At 71.5% G+C, this 16,833-nt stretch carries 11 protein-coding genes; 7 read left to right on the top strand and 4 right to left on the bottom strand.

Annotation, left to right across the window (positions count from 1 at the left end; all coding sequences use genetic code 11):
• Positions 1-13: 13 nt before the first annotated feature.
• The 3 genes from N8J89_RS24890 to N8J89_RS24880 are packed head-to-tail and all read right to left on the bottom strand — an operon-like array spanning position 14 to position 3,937.
• Positions 14-1,210 (bottom strand): acyl-CoA dehydrogenase family protein, encoded by a 1,197-nt coding sequence (locus N8J89_RS24890; protein ID WP_283659424.1) that lies wholly within the window; start codon positions 1,208-1,210, stop codon positions 14-16.
• Positions 1,194-2,456 (bottom strand): type III PLP-dependent enzyme domain-containing protein, encoded by a 1,263-nt coding sequence (locus N8J89_RS24885; protein ID WP_283659423.1) that lies wholly within the window; start codon positions 2,454-2,456, stop codon positions 1,194-1,196. Before N8J89_RS24885 ends, N8J89_RS24890 begins: the two co-directional genes overlap by 17 nt.
• Positions 2,453-3,937 carry a class I adenylate-forming enzyme family protein gene (locus N8J89_RS24880; RefSeq protein WP_283659422.1) on the bottom strand — a complete coding sequence of 495 codons (1,485 nt, stop codon included), beginning with the start codon at positions 3,935-3,937 and terminating at the stop codon, positions 2,453-2,455. The genes N8J89_RS24885 and N8J89_RS24880 overlap by 4 nt, the downstream gene beginning before the upstream one ends.
• A 324-nt stretch (positions 3,938-4,261) precedes the next feature.
• On the opposite strand from N8J89_RS24880, the gene N8J89_RS24875 reads away from it, so the two are divergent.
• From N8J89_RS24875 to N8J89_RS24855, 5 genes are all read left to right on the top strand, one after another.
• Positions 4,262-7,867: a class I adenylate-forming enzyme family protein gene (locus N8J89_RS24875; RefSeq protein WP_283659421.1), complete on the top strand. Its 3,606-nt coding sequence runs from the start codon at positions 4,262-4,264 to the stop codon at positions 7,865-7,867.
• The gene (locus tag N8J89_RS24870; RefSeq protein WP_283659420.1) at positions 7,864-8,631 is read left to right on the top strand and encodes an SDR family NAD(P)-dependent oxidoreductase; all 768 of its coding nucleotides are present in this window, start codon (positions 7,864-7,866) and stop codon (positions 8,629-8,631) included. Before N8J89_RS24875 ends, N8J89_RS24870 begins: the two co-directional genes overlap by 4 nt.
• 227 nt (positions 8,632-8,858) lie before the next feature.
• Positions 8,859-10,007 carry a P-loop NTPase family protein gene (locus N8J89_RS24865; RefSeq protein ID WP_283659419.1) on the top strand — a complete coding sequence of 383 codons (1,149 nt, stop codon included), beginning with the start codon at positions 8,859-8,861 and terminating at the stop codon, positions 10,005-10,007.
• 28 nt (positions 10,008-10,035) lie between these two features.
• A complete protein-coding gene (locus tag N8J89_RS24860) occupies positions 10,036-11,142 on the top strand; it encodes a nucleotidyltransferase domain-containing protein (protein WP_283659418.1) in 1,107 nt (368 codons plus the stop codon).
• Between the two features lie 16 nt (positions 11,143-11,158).
• A complete protein-coding gene (locus tag N8J89_RS24855) occupies positions 11,159-11,788 on the top strand; it encodes a histidine phosphatase family protein (protein ID WP_283659417.1) in 630 nt (209 codons plus the stop codon).
• A gap of 30 nt (positions 11,789-11,818) precedes the next feature.
• On the opposite strand, the gene N8J89_RS24850 is transcribed toward N8J89_RS24855, so the two are convergent.
• On the bottom strand, positions 11,819-12,844 hold the full coding sequence (locus tag N8J89_RS24850; RefSeq protein ID WP_283659416.1) for a phosphoenolpyruvate carboxykinase (ATP): 1,026 nt from the start codon (positions 12,842-12,844) through the stop codon (positions 11,819-11,821).
• A 194-nt stretch (positions 12,845-13,038) separates the two neighbouring features.
• Here N8J89_RS24850 and N8J89_RS24845 point away from each other — a divergent pair, with 194 nt between their 5' ends.
• Both N8J89_RS24845 and N8J89_RS24840 read left to right on the top strand, forming a co-directional pair.
• Entirely contained in the window at positions 13,039-14,871 is a 1,833-nt protein-coding gene (locus tag N8J89_RS24845; RefSeq protein ID WP_283659415.1) for an ATP-binding cassette domain-containing protein, read from the top strand.
• On the top strand, positions 14,868-16,709 hold the full coding sequence (locus tag N8J89_RS24840; protein WP_283659414.1) for an ABC transporter ATP-binding protein: 1,842 nt from the start codon (positions 14,868-14,870) through the stop codon (positions 16,707-16,709). The genes N8J89_RS24845 and N8J89_RS24840 overlap by 4 nt, the downstream gene beginning before the upstream one ends.
• The last annotated feature ends 124 nt before the right edge of the window (positions 16,710-16,833 follow it).

The following is a 16,833-nucleotide window of genomic DNA, read 5'->3' as shown; positions in this document are numbered from 1 at the left end:
TCCAGTCCTTCCATCAGTTGGCGCCGGCCAGAGTCACGGCGGGGTCGAGCACACTCAGCGCGCCGTTCGCGGTGAGCAGCCGGGTGTCGGAGTAGGTCAGGCTGGCCGCGGTCAGGTCGCGCAGCAGCCGCTCCAACGGCACGGGGGAGTCACGCCGGTAGCCGGTGTCCAGCCCGGCGAGCTGGATCATCGCGGTGGCCGCGGCCAGGCACTCCTCCGCGGCCAGCACCTTGAGCGTGTTCAGGTGGATCTGGGTGGCGGAGGAGCCCAGTGAAGTGCCCTGCGCCCGGTGCCGCTCGACCTCGGCGCGCACCGTGTGCAGGTAGGCGCTGACCGCCTCCAGCTTGGCCCGCACCCGGGCCACCCGGACCGCGGTCAGCGAGTCCCGCAGGTCGATCTTGCTGGCAGGCCGCCGCAGGTGCGCCAGCAGCGCGGACCAGACCTTCCTGGTCGCGCCGAGCCAGGAGGCGGACCAGCTCAGGTGCGCGATCGGCCCCATGCACTCCACCGCGATCTCGCGGAACTTGCCGCGGCCGCCGATCAGCCGCTCATCGGTGACCTGGCCGGTCAGCGTCAGCTCGAGGTTCTCCACCCCGCGCATGCCCAGGGTGTCCCAGGCCCCGCGCACCTCGATGTCCAGGTCGGCGCGGTCCAGGTAGACCATGCTGACCTCCTGCGCGGCCGCCTCGGGTGAGGCCAGCATCTTGATCAGGAAGCCGTCGGCGTGCGCGGCGCCGGTGACGATCGGCGCGCGCCTGGTCAGCCGGTAGTGGCCCTGCTCGGCGTGCAGCGGGCTCTCGCTGGTGAGCAGGTGCCCGCCGACGGTGGACTCGGTGGTCACCGAGCCGAGGTAGACCTCGCCGGCGGCGATCCGGGGGAGCAGCCGCTCGCGCAGCTCCGGCTGGGCGTGCCGGACCAGCACGTCGACCTGCTGGCAGTGCATGGTCCAGATCAGCGAGGTGGACAGGCAGGCGCCGCCCAGCTCACCGGCCACCTCGACCAGGTCGGTGAGGCCGCCGCCCAGGCCGCCGTGCTCGACCGGCACCAGCAGGCCCATCAGGCCGCTGGCGCGCAGCGCGGCCAGCGCCTCCACCGGGAACCGGCCGCCGCTGTCCACCTCGGCGGCGTGCTCGGCGGCCACGGCCACCACGTTGGCAAGGTCGTGGCCGCTGCGTTCTCCGGTGGGCAAGGACTTAGTTCGGGTCACCACTCATCGCTCCTGCTCGGTCTTGTGCGGCATGGACTTCGGTGCGCACGGTCGCGATCGCGCTCGCCGAGCGGACGGTCCCGCCGTCCAGCACGAGCTCCACCGGCGCCGGGTGGCTGAGGAAGCCGAGCAGGCTCGCGCTGAGCCCGTAGGCGCCCGCGTTGCGGATCGCGATCAGGTCCCCGGCGCGCACCTCGGGGAGTTCGAGGTTCCTGGCCAGCACGTCGGCCGGGGTGCACAACGGGCCGACCAGGTCCACCGGAACCTTCGGGCTGGATTCTGCGCGCGAAGTCAGGATCTCGGCCGCCGCCCTGGTGGGCAGCATCCGGCCGATGCCGGAGAGCCCGCCGAGGTGGTTGATGCCGCCGTCGAGCACCACGAAGGTGCGCTCGCCGTTGGCCTTCACGTCGGTCACCGCGCACACGTAGGTGCCGCAGGAGCCGACCAGGTAGCGGCCGGACTCGAAGGAGATCCGGGGTCGCTGCTCGCGCCAGCCGGGCAGCTCGGCGTCCAGCAGGGACTCCAGCTCGCCGCGCAGCACCCGGTAGTCGACCGGGTCGCCAGGGCGGAGGTAGGGCGTGGCGAACCCGCCGCCCAGGTCCACCTCGGCCAGCTCGAAGCCGGCCTCGGCGACCTGCCGGGCGGCCCGCGCGCTGATCGCGAAGGTCTCCAGCAGCGCGGCCGGATCGTCCACTCCGGACACCGGGAACAGGTGCAACCCGTTCACCACGGCGAAATCGGTGCCGCGGAAGGCGTCCGGCTCGGCCAGCAGCTGGTCCAGCTCGATGCCGAACTGGGAGACCCCGCCCATCCGCAGCTTCCCGCCCGCGCCGCGCCCGGCGTTCACCCGCAGCAGGCAGGACACCCGGACCTGGCTCTGCCCGGCGATCTCGTCGAGCAGGCGCAGCTGGGCGGCGGACTCCACGGAGAACCGGCGGACGCCGAGGCTGAGCGCGTGCCGCAGCTCGGCAGGGGTCTTGCCGGGGCCGGTGTGCAGGATGTCCGGCGCGGGCACCCCGGCCAGCACCGCGGTGTCCAGCTCGCCGGTGGAGGAGACCTCCGCGTGGCAGCCGAGCTCAGCCAGCTGCCGCACCAGCTCCGGGTGCGGGTTGGCCTTGAGCGAGTAGTGCAGGGTGCTGGGCCGCGGCAGCGCGGCGGAGAGCTGCGCGTGCGCGGCCCGCACCTGCGCGAGGTCGTAGAGGTAGGCGGGGGTGCCGTAGCGCCGGGCGAGTGCGGCCGGGTCGCTCATGCCGACTCCTCGCTGGCCCTGGCCAGCAGCTGCTTGCGGTCGAGCTTGCCGTTGGCGGTGGTGGGCAGGCTGGGCAGCACCTGGCAACGGGCGGGCACCTTGGCCGGTTCCAGCCGCAGCCGCAGCTCGCGCAGCACCTCGGCCGGTTCGATCTCGCCCTCTGCCCACAGCAGCGGTCCTGCCTTGCCCGGCGGGCGGACCAGCGCCGCGGCGCGCACGCCCGGGATGTCCGCGGCGGCGGCCTCGATCTCGCTGCCGCTGACCCGGACGCCGGAGTTCTTGAACACGTCGTCCAGCCGTCCGCCGATCACCAGTTCACCGTGCTCGTCCAGGTGGCCGTGGTCGCCGGTGAACAGCACCCGCCGCCCGGTGGCCACGCAGGTGGCGAAGCGTTCGCGGGTGGGTTCGGGGGCGCGCCAGTAGCCGTCGGCCACGTGCGGGCCGAGCACCACGATCTGCCCGGTCTGGTTGCGGGGCAACGGATCGCCGTGCTCGTCCAGGATGGCGACCTGGGTGCCGGGCAGCGGCGGGCCGACCGAGTCGGTGGGCAGGTCCACCGCGGTCGGCGGCCGGATGGAGACCCGCTTGCACTCGGTCAGGCCGTACATGGGGGCCAGCTCGGCGTTGGGGAAGGCAGTGCGCAGGCCGACCTGGTCGGCGCGGGTCAGCGCCTCGCCGGTGTTGGTGATCAGCCGCAGCGTGTTCACCTGGGTGCCCCGGCGGGCCAGGGCCACCGCCATCCGGCCGAGGGTGGGCACCACCGGCAGCACGGTGGCGCCGGCGTCGCGCATCATCGGCAGCAGCTCGGCGTTGGTGGCGTGGTCGGCCAGCACCAGGTGCGCGCCGGCGTTGGCGCACAACAGGATCTGGTACAGGCCGTAGTCGAAGGCCAGCGGCAGCCTGCCGAAGACCACGTCGTCGGCGCGGTAGCGCAGCTGCTCGGCCACCGCGGCCAGCGCGGTGTTCACCTGCCGGTGGCTGCACACCACGGCCTTGGGCTGGCTGGAGCTGCCGGAGGTGTAGAGCAGGAAGGCCGGGGCAGCTGGAACCGTCTCGTCGGTCTCGGCGCGGGCGGGGGTGTGCGCCGCCTCGCCCCAGGCCTGGTTGATGCCGACGACCTTGGCCCCGGACCCGGCGAGGTCGGGGATCTCGGCGTCGAAGGCCAGCACCAGCGCCGGGTCGGCGTCGGCGATCAGCGGCAGCAGCTGGTAGGGCCGGGTCTGCACGTGCACCGGGACCAGCGTGACGCCGAGCCGGAGCGCGCCGTGCAGCAGCGCGAGGAAGTCCACCGAGGACTCGGCGCGGGCCACCACCCGGTCGCCGGGGCGCAGGCCGCGCTCCCACAGCCAGCCGCTGAACCGCCTGCTCAGCTCGGCCAGCGCGGCGTAGTCGAGGGCACACCGGTGGTCGGTCGCGGCGGGCGCGCCGGGCGCGCGCCGGCCCGCGGCCTCCAGGGCCAGGTGCACCGGCACGGACAGCACCGGGACGCGGCTCGGGTCGCCGACGACCAAGTGTTCCGGCCATCGGCTCGTGTCAATCGACGTGCTGGTCGCGCATTCAGTCATCAGCGTTGGTCCGTTCTTTTTCACGCCGCGCGTGCCGCTGTAGAGGATGCATTCCAATCGGCTCCGGCGAGAACCTACTGCCGCTGTTTGACCGCGTCCAGTGCGGGCAGGCGCGCTTGACTGTTCTTCCTCGATCTGATTGCTTATTCGGCATTAAGGGTTTGTTCGAGGAGGAACCCGAACGGTATTGACAGACGCTCCGGTGTTCGCCCGCGTCGAAATACAACCACGGAGTGTGACATGGCTGAGGGTGCGCGGGGGCAGGTCTTCGCGGGGATCGTCACCGCGGATTCACACCGGTCGCTGCCCGAGGTGGAAAGCGCCGCACTCGGCCTGGCCGCCCGGCTCAGCGCGGCCGGGCTCAGCCGTGGCGACCGGGTCCTGCTCAGCGCGGACAACTCGGCCGACTTCCCGGTGGCGCTGTTCGCCCTGCTGCACCTGGACGCCTCGGTCGTGCTGCTCGATCCCCGCCGCCACCAGGCAGAACGCGCGCGGTCGGCCGGTATGGCCAGGGCCCGTTTCGCGCTGCACGACTCGGCCGATGACTTCCTGCCCCCTGGCCACGCGCCGGGCACCACCTGCCTGCGCATCGGTGACCTGACCGGGGCCGGGAACGTTTCCGGTGGACTTTCCTTCGCGAACTGGTACAGGCGCGGCGACGGTCTTGTCTGCTGGTCCTCCGGCCCTAGTGGCGAACCTAGGGGAATCGTTCGGTCGGGGGAGTCGATCCGGCGCAATATCGAGGCCACCCGGCGGCGGATGGGATACCGGCCTGATGATGTGCTACTGCCGCTGCTGCCTTTTTCGCAACAGTACGGACTTTCGCTGGTGCTGCTCTGGTGGGCGGTCGGCTGTTCGCTCAAAGTGACCCCGTTGAACCGCGTCGACCACGGCCTGACCGGTGAAGTCATGGCCACCGTGGTGGACGCCACCCCGGCCACTTACCACAGTTTGCTCAATGTGCTCGAACGCCGGGAAGAACTGCGCGCCGGTATTGCCGCGGTGCGAATGTGGTGCGTCGGCGGCGCGCCGCTGGCGCCCTCGGTGGCGCAGCGGTTCCGGCGGCTGCTGGGCGCGCCGCTGCTGGACGGCTACGGCAGCACCGAGGCCGGCAACATCGCGCTGTCCTGCGTGGACAACCCGGTGGGCTGCGGGCGGCCGCTGGAGGGCGTGCGGGTGGAGATCCGCGCGGGCGAGCGCGAGGCAGCGGCCGGGCAGACCGGCGAGATCTGCGTGCGCACCACCGGTTTGATGGCGGGCTACCTCGCCGAGGACGGCACGGTAGCGCCGTTCGGGCAGGAGGTCTACCGCACCGGCGACCTCGGCTTCCGGGACGGCGCGGGCAACCTGCACGTGCTCGGCAGGCGCGCCGCGGTGCACCGCCTCGGCCACACCCTCTACCCGGAGGCGCTGGCCCGCAAGGCGCGGCGGTGCGGGCGGCCGGTGTCGGTGGTGCCGATCGAGGACGAGCGCCGGGGCTGCCAGCTGGTGTTCCTGGTCGCCGACCGCGGCGGGCACGAGGCCAGGTACTGGCGGGCGCGGATCGAACCGCACCTGGCTCCGTACGAACAACCCAACCAGCTGCTGGTGGTGGACCAGCTGCCCGAGCACGGCCCGCTCGACCCGCGCGAGGGCACCCGGCTGCTGCGCGACCTGCTCGCCGCCGAGGCCGAACGGGTGCGCGCGGACCCGTCCGAACCGCTGTTCACCGAACGGGCGCCGACCGCCATGATCTACGGCGAGGACCGGAACGGCACCCCGCTGGGAACCAGGGACGGCAACTGGCCCTCCGGCGGGCGCGGACTGCCCGCGAACTACCTCACCCATGGCGGACAACGGATCGCGGAGCCGTTGCCGCTGTCCACAGTGGCCTCCGAACACCTGCCCGGTGCTCGCGCGGGGCGAAGAAGGATCAGTCAGTCCCGAGGAGGGCTTGTGTCTGTCACCGTCGTTCGATCTGGACCGCTGAACTGGGCCCAGCAATGGCATTGGCTCGAACAGCAACTCGATCCCGAGGAGCGGTTCCTGTCCATGTCGCTGACCATGAAGCGCGCCTGCCCGGTGCCGGAGGGGCTGGCCCTCGCTGACGTCGAGGCCGCGCTGGCCACCCTGGTCGACCGGCACGAGGCGCTGCGAACCCGTTACTCCACAACGGAACCCGTGCAGTCGGTGTGCGCGGCCGAAGCGCCGGTGATCGTGGTGCGGGAGCTGCCGGAGGAGGAGGTCGAGCCGGAGGCCGCGATCGAGCTGGCCGTCGAGCTCATCGGCGATGAGTTCGACCTGGACCGCGAATGGCCTTACCGCGCCGTGGTGTTCACCCGCGAGGCGAAGCCGGTGGTGCTGGTGGCCTTCGTGCACCACATCTCGGTGGACGCCCGCGGCGCCGACATCGTGGCCGAGGAGCTGGGCGAGCTGATGGCGGCCACGGCGCAGCGGCGGTCGGCCGAGCTCGGCGAGCCGCGCTGGCACCCGCTGGACCAGGCGGCGATGGAGGCCACCGAGGAGTACCAGGCCATCGCGCAGCGGGCCCGCGCGCACTGGGCGAAGCCGGAGGCGGCCGCCTCGGCGAACCTGCTCGCGCCCTACTGCGGCGACCTGCCGCAGCTGCGCACCCACTACGTCATCCACCGGTCGCGCTCGCTGCTGGCGGAGCTGCAGAAGGTCTGCGCGGAGTACGAGCTGAGCCCGTTCACCGTGGTCACCGCCGCGTTCGCGGTGCTGGTGGCGCAGCGCTCCGGCAGCGAGCGGATCGCCATCGAGACGGTGATCTCCAACCGGTTCGACGAGGCGCAGGCGGCCAGCGTGGGCTGCTACGCGCTGATGGGCCAGATCATCGTGGACACCTCCGGCGGCCCCGACCTGCGCACGCTGCTGCGCCGCACCTGGTCGGCGGGCCTGCGGGCGTTCCGGTACGGGCACTTCGAGCCGGCCGTGCTGCTGGAGGTGGAGGCCCGCGAGGTGGCCCGGCGCGGCCTGCGGCCCAACGCGGCGCTGCACCTGAACTACCGGCCGCACAACTCGGCGGCGGTCACCGAGGACCCCGCGACGTTCCCGCCGGACGAGGTGGTGGCCGAGACCTGGGACGGGCTGTGCGACACGCTCTACGTGCACGTCAACCCGGCCGATGACGTGATGGAGGTGGGCCTGCGCGCCGGGGACCACCTGCTGAGCCTGGAGGAGTCGAAGGAGCTGCTCGCCGGGCTGGAAGGGGTGCTGCGGGAACGCGAGGCCCTCGCCGCCCGGCTGACCGGCACGGCCACCGCGACCCTGAACCCGGGCTGGGCCAAGGTCGGCCAGGACTGGGTGAGCCTGGAGCTGACCAAGGAGACCCTGGAGTCCTGCCCCGGCGTCACCCAGGCCGAGGTCCTGGTCGAACCCGGCGCGGACGGCGACCGGCTGCTGGCGCACGTGGTGACCGAGGACCCCGACCTGGGACCGCCCGAGTTGCGCGACTTCCTGCTGGAACAGCTCTACCTGAACCCGTTGATCATGGCCCCCGGCTGGTACCGCTGCTACGCCGAGGCACCACCTGAGGGGGCGGACTGGGCGGACCAACCCGTTGTGCGCCAAGGAGATGGGCGGCACGGCGACGGCACCGCGCAGACCCCGGCCGAGGAGGCGCTGGCCGAGGCGCTGGCCGCCACCTACCCGGAAGCCCGGATCGACCTCGCGGACTGCTACGCCGGTGCGGGCGGCCGGTTCCTGGACATCCCCGCGGTGCTGGGGCGGCTGGCCAAGAACGGCTGCACCGGGATCTCCGCGGCCGACCTGATGTCGCCGTTGTCCTTGCGGCACATCGCGTTCCGGCTGGGCCAGGACACCGGCCCGGTGGAGGAGCGGTCGTGACCGAGTACCGCACCGCGCTGGTCACCGGGGCCTCCAGCGGGATCGGGCAGGCCTACGCGCGGGTGCTCGCCGCGCGGGGCTGCGACCTGGTCATCGTCGCCCGCCGGGCGGAACGCCTCGAGCTGCTGGCCACCGAGCTGCGCGAGCGGTACCAGGTGACCGTGGAGACCATGCCCGCCGACCTCACCGACGACGGCGACCTGCGCCAGATCGAGAAGCGCCTGGCCGACACCAACCGGCCGGTCGACCTGCTGATCAACAACGCCGGCATCCCCGGCGGCGACACCGTGCTGGGGGAGGGGGCGCCCGCAGGTGAGGAGGACGTGGTCGCCACCAACGCGGTCGCGCCGCTGCGCCTGATCAACGCCGCCCTGCCCGGGATGATCGAGCGCAAGGCCGGCGGCATCGTCAACGTGGCCTCCCTGGCCGGGCTGCTGCCGGGCTTCCCGCCCAGCGTGACCTACGGCGCGAGCAAGGCGTTCCTGCTCTCCTTCAGCGAGGGCCTGGCCGTGCGGGCCCGCCCGCTCGGGGTGCGGATCACCGCGGTGTGCCCCGGCTACGTGCACACCGAGATGACCGAGGGGGTCGACGACGTGCCGGAGTTCTTCTGGACTCCCAGCGAGAAGATCGTCGCCGACAGCCTGCGCGGGCTGCGCCGCAACCGCCCGCTGGTGGTGCCCAGCAAGCGGTACGGGGCACTGGCCGCGATGATCCGGGTCATGCCCCGGGGGCTGGCCCGGCTGTTGTCGGCGCACGCTGCCTGAGCTGACGGATCGATATGATGCGAACTCACCGATCCGGAAAGCCGGACCACTCGGCTATACCGGGATTCGCGCGGCCCGGCCGGCGTTCGACCGCGGAAGTTCCGCGGTCGAACACGGTGCGCGCTAGGCTTCCCGCCGGTGAGCACAAGTGCGCCGGTCGCACATTTCTGATTTCTCGTGTATGTGGGCCGCGAAACCCACACTGAACCCACAATAGGAGCGCTTCGGTGGAACTCAGGCAGCTCACCACGAATATCCCGGCCGGTGCCACGACCCGGCGCCTGGACGTGTGGGGCCACGTGCTCGCGGTGGCCACGAACCGGCCGGAGGCGGCGGACCTGCTGGCCGACACGTTCTACCCGGCCGGGATGTTCCAGGTCCGCGAGGCCCCGGACGGCCCGGCGGCGGAGCTGACCATCGTCGACCACGCCCGCCCGCAGGCCGAGGTGGACGAGCTGATCCGCTCGGTCTCGGCCACCGGCAGGGAGGGCGACTACGAGCTGACCAGGAACTACCGGCTGCCCCGGTTCGACACCGCCGAGGGCACCCTGTTCGTGTTGCGGGATGTCAACCACACCGAGTCCGCCGCCCTGCTGCGCACCCAGGACCGGGTGACCATCGTGCGGCCGGAGACCCCGCTGGGGCACCGGTGGCTGACCCGCATCGTGCGCGACCTGGCCACCCGCTTCGCCAAGGCCAGCGGCTCCCTGGTGCTGCACTCCTCGGCCTTCACCCACGACGGCGGCGCCTACCTGGTGATCGGCGACTCCGGCGCGGGCAAGTCCACCACCGCGATCGCGCTGGCCCGGCTGCTCTCGCCCGCGGGCTGGATGGGCAACGACCGGATGCACCTGGACCGCGAGGGCGCGCAGTACCGGGCCACCGCCTGCCCGCTGCCGCTGGCGATCAACAAGGGCTCGCTGGACGTCATGGGCGTCACCGACTTCCAGGGCTGGACGCTGCACGCCGGGTTCCCGGCGGCCGGATCGGACTGGGACCGGTTCATGGGCGAGGACAAGCTCAAGATGAGCACCAGGGAGGTCGAGCGCTACCTGGAGGTGCCGATCGTGCCGGAGGCCCCGCTGGCCGGGGTGCTCTTCCCGCGGGTCGACCCCAGCGCGCCGTACGCCTTCGGCGAGGCCAGCCTGGAGCACGCCGCGGACGTGCTCAGCCGCAACTGCTTCTCCGTGGACGACAACCTGCAGGGCGAGGACTGGCTCGGGGTCACCGGCTCCGACCCGGTCGCGCCGCCCACGCTGGAGGCGTTCCTGGCCGACATCGCCAAGCTGCCGCTGCTGCGCTCCTCGGTGGGCAACGCCGCCGACGTGACCAGGCTGGCCGCGGACTTCCGCCGTGCCGTGACCGCCGAACGCTGAAGCGCCGAAGTCAAGAGAGGTGGTAGGAGTGCACTCTTTCCGCAAGCACGTCTCGGTCGTGCCCGGCATGGACGAGTTCGACGAACAGGCCATCAGCGAGAAGATCCACCTGGTGGACAGCGACATCCTGGTGCTGGGCGGGTCCCTGGTGGACGGCTCCGGCACCCCGTCCTCGGACTTCGACTTCTGCGTGATCGCGCGCGAGGCCGACGGCCGGTTCCACCGGGACACCTTCCCCAAGGAGGCGCACATGCGCTTCTACACCAGCGGGGACCGGGTCAAGGCCAGCTTCGACTACCTGCCGGAGAGCCTGCTCGGGGTGGACGTCGAGTACTGGACCGTGGCGCAGATCGAGCACATGCTCGACTCGCACGACAAGCTCTACGACCACATGGTCAACCGGGCGCGCAAGTCCTCCAGCTTCGCCGCCGCCTCGGTGGACTTCCGGCTGATGTCCCGGCTGAGCTACGGGGTGGCGCTGCAGAATGCCGAGGAGTTCGAGCGGATCCGCGCCGGCATCCACCGTGACCAGCTCGCCTTCACCGCCTACCGCACCGCGGTCGGCAGCTACCCGGACTTCCGCGACCTGGCAGGCATGTGGGCCCAGCAGGACTACGAGACCGCGCTGGTCGCCGCGCGCAAGCTCGGCGTGGACACCTTCCGCGGTCTGACCCACGCCTACGGCAACACCAACCGCAACCCGAAGTACCTCAGCCGCTTCCTGACCAGGCTGCCGGACTCGCTGTCGGAGCTGTCCCAGCGGTTCCGGCAGCTCAACGCCTACGGCATCGGCGATCCCGCGGACGCACCGGAGGCCATCCTGACCTGGCTGGACCTCATCGACGCCGCCTACGCCGAGATCCGCCTCCGGCGCGACCAGGTCGCCGACTTCCCCAGCCGCGCGCGGTTCCTGGAGCTGCTCAGGGGCGAGCTGCACGAGACGATGAGCTGGAACGCCGAGATCGACAACGAGTACTGTTTCCGCGCCCGCGAGGCCGAGGACGGCCTGCCCCCGCTGCGCGAGCTGCTCACCGCGATGGAGCGGCGGGGCTCGACCGAACACCACCTGCCGTTGCGCGAGTGGGCCAGCGGCCAGTCCGCGCCCGCGGGCGAGAACAACAAGTCGAACACCTGAGAACGGAGACCTTTCAGTGCGCACCGTCTACGTGGTCGCCCACCCCGAGGCCACCCACCACGTGCAGGACCTGGTGGGTGGCTGGCACGACTCGGAGCTGACCGAGAAGGGCAGGGCGGCGGCCGCGGCCATCGCGGAGTCGCTGCGGGCCCAGATCCCGGCGGACGCCGAGGTGGAGCTGTACACCTCCGACCTCAAGCGCACCGCGCAGACCGCGCAGGCGATCGGCGCGCGGTTCGGCCTGGAACCGGTGCAGGACAAGCGGTTGCGGGAGAAGTCCTACGGCGAGGCCGAGGGCAGGCCGGACCCCTGGCTGCGGGAGCGGTTCGTGCCGCCGCCCGCGGAGGGGGAGCGGATGTTCCACGACGAGAACATCCCCGGCGCGGAGACCAAGGGCGACATGGCGGTGCGGATCTACGAGGTCATGGACGAGATCCTGGCCCGCCCGGCCGAGCACCAGATCATCGTCACCCACGGCGGCGCGCTGACCTTCGTGGTGGCCAACTGGATCAAGTTCCCGCTGGAGTCGGCCGGTTACGCCAACTTCAACGGTCCGTCGGGCAGCATCACCGTGCTGCGCCAGGACGACTACTTCCACAACCGCCAGGTGCGGGTGCTGGGCGACACCGCCCACCTCGCGGGCTGACCAGCGCGGGCGAGGCGGGCGGTGCGGGGTTCAGAGCCTGCTGGCGAGCTCTTCCCCGAGCCGGTCCGCCTGCCTGCGCACATCGGCGAAGTCGTAGCGGAACCGGAAGGACGGCAGCGAGTTCACCGCCTCCAGGGTGCGCTCGGCGCTGCCGGGGGCGGGCTGGTGGCCGAAGATGTTGAGGTGCTTGTTGGGCAGGTCCAGCAGCCGGTTCGCCAGCAGCTCGCCGCTCTCGGCCTGGGCCATCGGCCGGAACTCCGCCTCCGCGGGGTCGTCGGCCAGGCTCAGGTGCACCAGCGCGTCGACCTTCATGTGCTGCCCGATCTTGGAGCCGAGCAGGTCGGCGTACTCCCAGGGGTAGAGCAGCGCGGTGCCGTGCGGTTCGACGCCGGACTCGCGCAGGCTGAGCAGGGTCTGGTTGGCCGGGTGGGTCAGCTCGGACTGGATGGCCACCGAGCGCTCCCGGCCGAAGAGCAGGTCCATGCTGTCCAGCCGCACCGAGATCGACCGCGGCCAGCCCACCCCGGTCACCTCGCCGTGCTCGGCCACCAGGCTCACGTCGTCGTTGCACACCATCACGCCCGCGCCGTTGAGCACGCTGGCCATGATCAGCGAGGTCTTGCCCGCCCGGCTGGAGCCGACCAGGGCCACCCCGATCCCGTTGAGCTGCACCAGTCCGGCGTGCAGCAGCAGCACACCGGCCCGGCTGGCCGCGGAGCGGTGCACCGCCCTGCTCGCCCGCAGCAGGGACTGCACCACCCACGCCTCGCTCACCGGCGCGAGGTGGAACAGCTGCTTGGCCCGGTGGTCGACCGCGTACTCCACGGCCACCTCGCCCTGCGCGGTCACCGACTCCGGCACCGCCTCCGCCGAGGGTTCCTGACCGGCGATCATCTGCCACTCGCCGGGCGCGGCCTCGCCCTGCTCGATGACCAGGTAGGGCGCGGCCAGGCGGTGCAGCTGCTCGGCGACGGGGGCCGGACACGTCAGTCCGGTGCGCGCGAAACGTGAGCGGACGGTGTACCGACCAATCGCACCGGTCAATTCCGCGGTCACGTGCGACCACCTCCTGTATTTCAGTCGAATGCCGTGAAGAATGAGCAAGAAATGGACCGGGCAAATGTGTTTCCGGGTCGGTCCGAACCATAACGACGGGCGTTCTGGGAAACAATCAGCGCTGTTCGCCGTTCGACTCCGGTCATCTAGCATGGTGCGCGATGGCCACTCGTTCAGATAAGGACCAACAACCGGTGAAGATCGTGTCGATCCTGCGTGATCGGTTGATGCTGCTGAGCGAGTTGCGCCATGCCGGTCCGGTCGCGGTCGGTGGCCTGGTCGCGGTGCTGCTGGTGGTCAGCTTCGTGCCCGCGCTGACCGCGCTGGTGATCAACGAACTGGTCGGCGCGCTGCTCGGTGGCCGGTCGACCACCTTCCCGCTGATCGCCCTCGGCGTGATCATCCTGGCCGGACGGCTCGGCCAGGCGGTCGCGCTGCCGGTTGACTACCTGGTCGGGCAGCGCATCGACGCCGCCCGGCAGGCCGACCTGACCCGGCTCGCGGTCTCCAGCAAGGAGATCGGCCCGCTGGAGCAGTCCAGGACCCGCGAGCTGCTCCGGCTGGCCAGGGCCGATCCGGAGTTCTGGGCCGAACGCCCACCGGGCACCGGGGCGACCGCGCAGCTGGACCTGATGGCCCGGTGGATCGGCGTGTTCGCCGCCGCCGCGGTGCTGACCAGCTTCGCCTGGTGGCTGGCCCCGCTGGTGATCATCCCGGCGCTGGTGAGCCGGTTCATCTGGCGGCGGCAGTTCATGGAGCACATCGAGATCGAGCGCGCGGGCGTGCTCTCCGGGATCGAGGCCGACCACTGGCGGCGGATGGCCGTGGAGTGGACCGACGGCAAGGAGAGCCGCACCTTCGGCTTGCAGGGCTGGGCGGTGGACCGCTGGCGGCAGAACCTGATGGCGATGCTCTCGCCGAAGTGGACCGCGGGCCTGCGCAGTGTGCTGGCCCAGTGGCAGATCGCGGTGGTGACCGGGCCGCCGCTGATCGCGGCGTTCGCGCTCAGCGTCTGGCAGGCCGCCCAGCCCGGTGGCAGCGTGGCCGCCGCGGCCGCGGTGCTGGGCGCGGGCTGGTCGATCCTGAACCTGATGGGTTTCGCCGACGCGCTGGAGATCGAGGGCGCCATTCCCGGCTGCCGGGCCTACGCGGAGCTGCGCGCGCGCTCCATCGCGAGTGAGCGGGCCGCCTCGGACGCGCCGGTGGCCGCCACCGAGCACCAGGAGGCGCCGCTGGTGCGCTTCGAGGAGGTCTCCTTCTCCTATCCCGGCAAGGGATCCGCGGTGCTGGACCGGCTGGACCTGGAGATCCGCCCCGGCGAGCTGCTGGCCATCGTCGGCCTCAACGGCGCGGGCAAGTCCACGCTGATCAAACTGCTCGGCGGCCTCTACACGCCCACCGGCGGGCGGATCACGGTGGACGGGAACGACCTCGCGGGCACCGACATCGGGCAGTGGCGCAGCCGCTCCTGCATCGTGTTCCAGGACTTCGTGCGCTACCCGTTGTCGTTGCTGGACAACGTGGCCCTGGGCTACGCGGCGGTGCCCGCCGACCGGGAACGGGCCGAGCGGGCCGCCGCCGAGTCCGGCCTTGACAAGCTGATGGAGCGGCTGCCGCTGCACTGGGAGACCCCGCTGGCCAGGGCACGCACCGGCGGTGTCGACCTCTCCGGCGGCCAGTGGCAGAAGGTCGTGCTGACCAGGGCGATGTACGCGCTGCAAAGTGGTGCGCGGCTGCTGGTGCTGGACGAGCCGACCGCGCACCTGGACGTCAAGTCCGAGTTCGAGGTCTTCCACCAGCTCGCCAGGAACAAGCGGCGGGCCGGCGTGGTGCTGATCTCGCACCGGCTGTCCACCGTGCGGCTGGCCGACCGGATCGTGCTGCTCGACGGCGGCCGGATCGTGGAGTCCGGCACGCACGACGAGCTGATGGCCTACGACGGCAAGTACGCCAAGCTGTTCACGATCCAGGCCGAACGCTTCAACCAGGGCTTCGACAACCTGGTCGACGAGGGAGACACGCTGTGATCCGCTACGTGCGGCTGTGGACGGAGATCCTGGGCCTGTCCTGGCGGCACGCCCGCGGCCTGACCCTCACCGTCTTCGGCATCGAGATCGGCCTGGTGATCGCCAACATCGCCATCGCGCTGGCCATGCGCGACGCGGTGGACGAGCTGATCGCCCGGCAGGTGACGCCCGCGATCGTGGCCGCGGTGGTGGCGGCCACCGCGGCGGTGGCGGTGTTCGTGCTCAACCGGTTGCACGGGCTGGTCGGGCTGTTCCTGATCGTGGAGCGGGTCGGCGTGGTCATCGAGGACCGGCTGATGCGCGACATCGCCTCGCTGGAGCAGATCGAGCACCTGGAGCGCAGCGACTACCTGGACCGGATCACCGTGCTGCGCGGCGCGCCCAAGCGGATGGTCAGCGGCATGTGGAACGCGGTGCGCGCCTGCTTCACCATCGTGCAGCTCATCCTCACGCTGGTGCTGCTGGGCACGGTCAGCGCCTGGCTGCTGGTGCTGCTGGTGCTGGCGATGGCCCCGCTGTGGTGCGACGGCCTGGCCCGCGAGCGCGAGGCCGACGCCGAGATCGACACCGCCGAGTCCTTCCGGTTGCAGCAGCAGCTCTTCGACATCGCCACCGACGCCGCCGCGGGCAAGGAGATCCGCACCGGGCAGGCCGGTCCCTCGGTGGGCCGGTTCCAGGCCGCGGCGATGGCCGAGGTGACGCGGGGCCGTTACCGGGCCAGGGTCAGCGCGGCCTGGTTGCGCGCGCTGGGCTGGACGGTGTTCGTCACCGGGTTCATCGTGCTGCTGTGGCTGGTGGCCCGGCAGGCCGCCACCGGCGCGGCGACCCCCGGCGACGTCGTGCTGGTGGTGACACTGACGCTGACCCTGCAACAGACCGTGCAGACCGCGGTGGGACAGCTGACCACCACGATGAGCGTGGGCATCTACGTCGAGCCCTACCTCTGGCTGCGCGCCTACCTGGCCGACGAAGCCAACGCCCGCCGGGGCGACAGGCAGCCGCCGGCCAAGCTGGAGTCCGGGATCCGGTTCGAGCAGGTGCGGTTCACCTATCCCGGCACCGACAAGGTGGTGCTGGACGAGGTCAGCATCGAGCTGCCCGCGGGCAGTGTGGTCGCGCTGGTCGGCGAGTTCGGCTCCGGCAAGTCCACCATGGTCAAGCTGCTCAGCCGGTTCTACCAGCCCGACTCCGGCGCCATCACGGTGGACGGGATCGAACTGTCCGAACTGGACACCGAAGCCTGGCGGGCGAGAACCAGCGCCGCGTACCAGGACTTCGGCCGCTACCCGCAGATGACCTTCGCCGAGGCGGTCGGGCTGGGCGACATCGCGCACCTGACCGACGAGGCCGCGCTGGCCAGGGCGATCGACACCGCCGACGCCGACGGGCTGGTCCGCCGGCTGCCGGACGGGCTGAACACCCGGCTGTCCCCGGTCTACGGCGGACTCGACCTGTCCGAGGGCCAGTGGCAGAAGACCGCGCTGGCCAGGGGCAGCATGCGCACGGATCCGTTGCTGTTCATGCTGGACGAGCCCACCGCCTCGCTGGACGCGCCCAGTGAGCACGCCATCTTCCAGCGCTACATGCGCCGGGCCCGGCAGCTGGCCGAGCACACCGGGGCGATCACCCTGGTGGTCTCGCACCGGCTGTCCACTGTGGCCGGAGCCGACCTGGTGCTGGTGCTGGACCGCGGAAAGCTGGTCGAGCAGGGCACGCACGAGGAGCTGCTGGCCACGGGCGGACGCTACAGCGAGCTCTACACCCTCCAGGCCAGGGCCTACAGCATGCGACCCGGTTTCGACCTGGTTTCCGGTGCCCCAGAAGGGAAACCGAGATAACCCCACCCACCGTGTTGGCCGTTGTCGTACAGGGTGTTGGCCGAACTTGTACGCCCTCCGGCCAACACACCGTCCAGAACGGCCAACACTGTGTACGACAACGGCCAACACGGCGGCGGGTTGG

The sequence above is a fragment of the Crossiella sp. CA-258035 genome (assembly GCF_030064675.1).
Taxonomy (GTDB): Bacteria; Actinomycetota; Actinomycetes; order Mycobacteriales; family Pseudonocardiaceae; genus Crossiella.
Note: the sequence above shows the minus strand (reverse complement) of the source record. Positions and strands in the feature narration are given on the sequence as shown.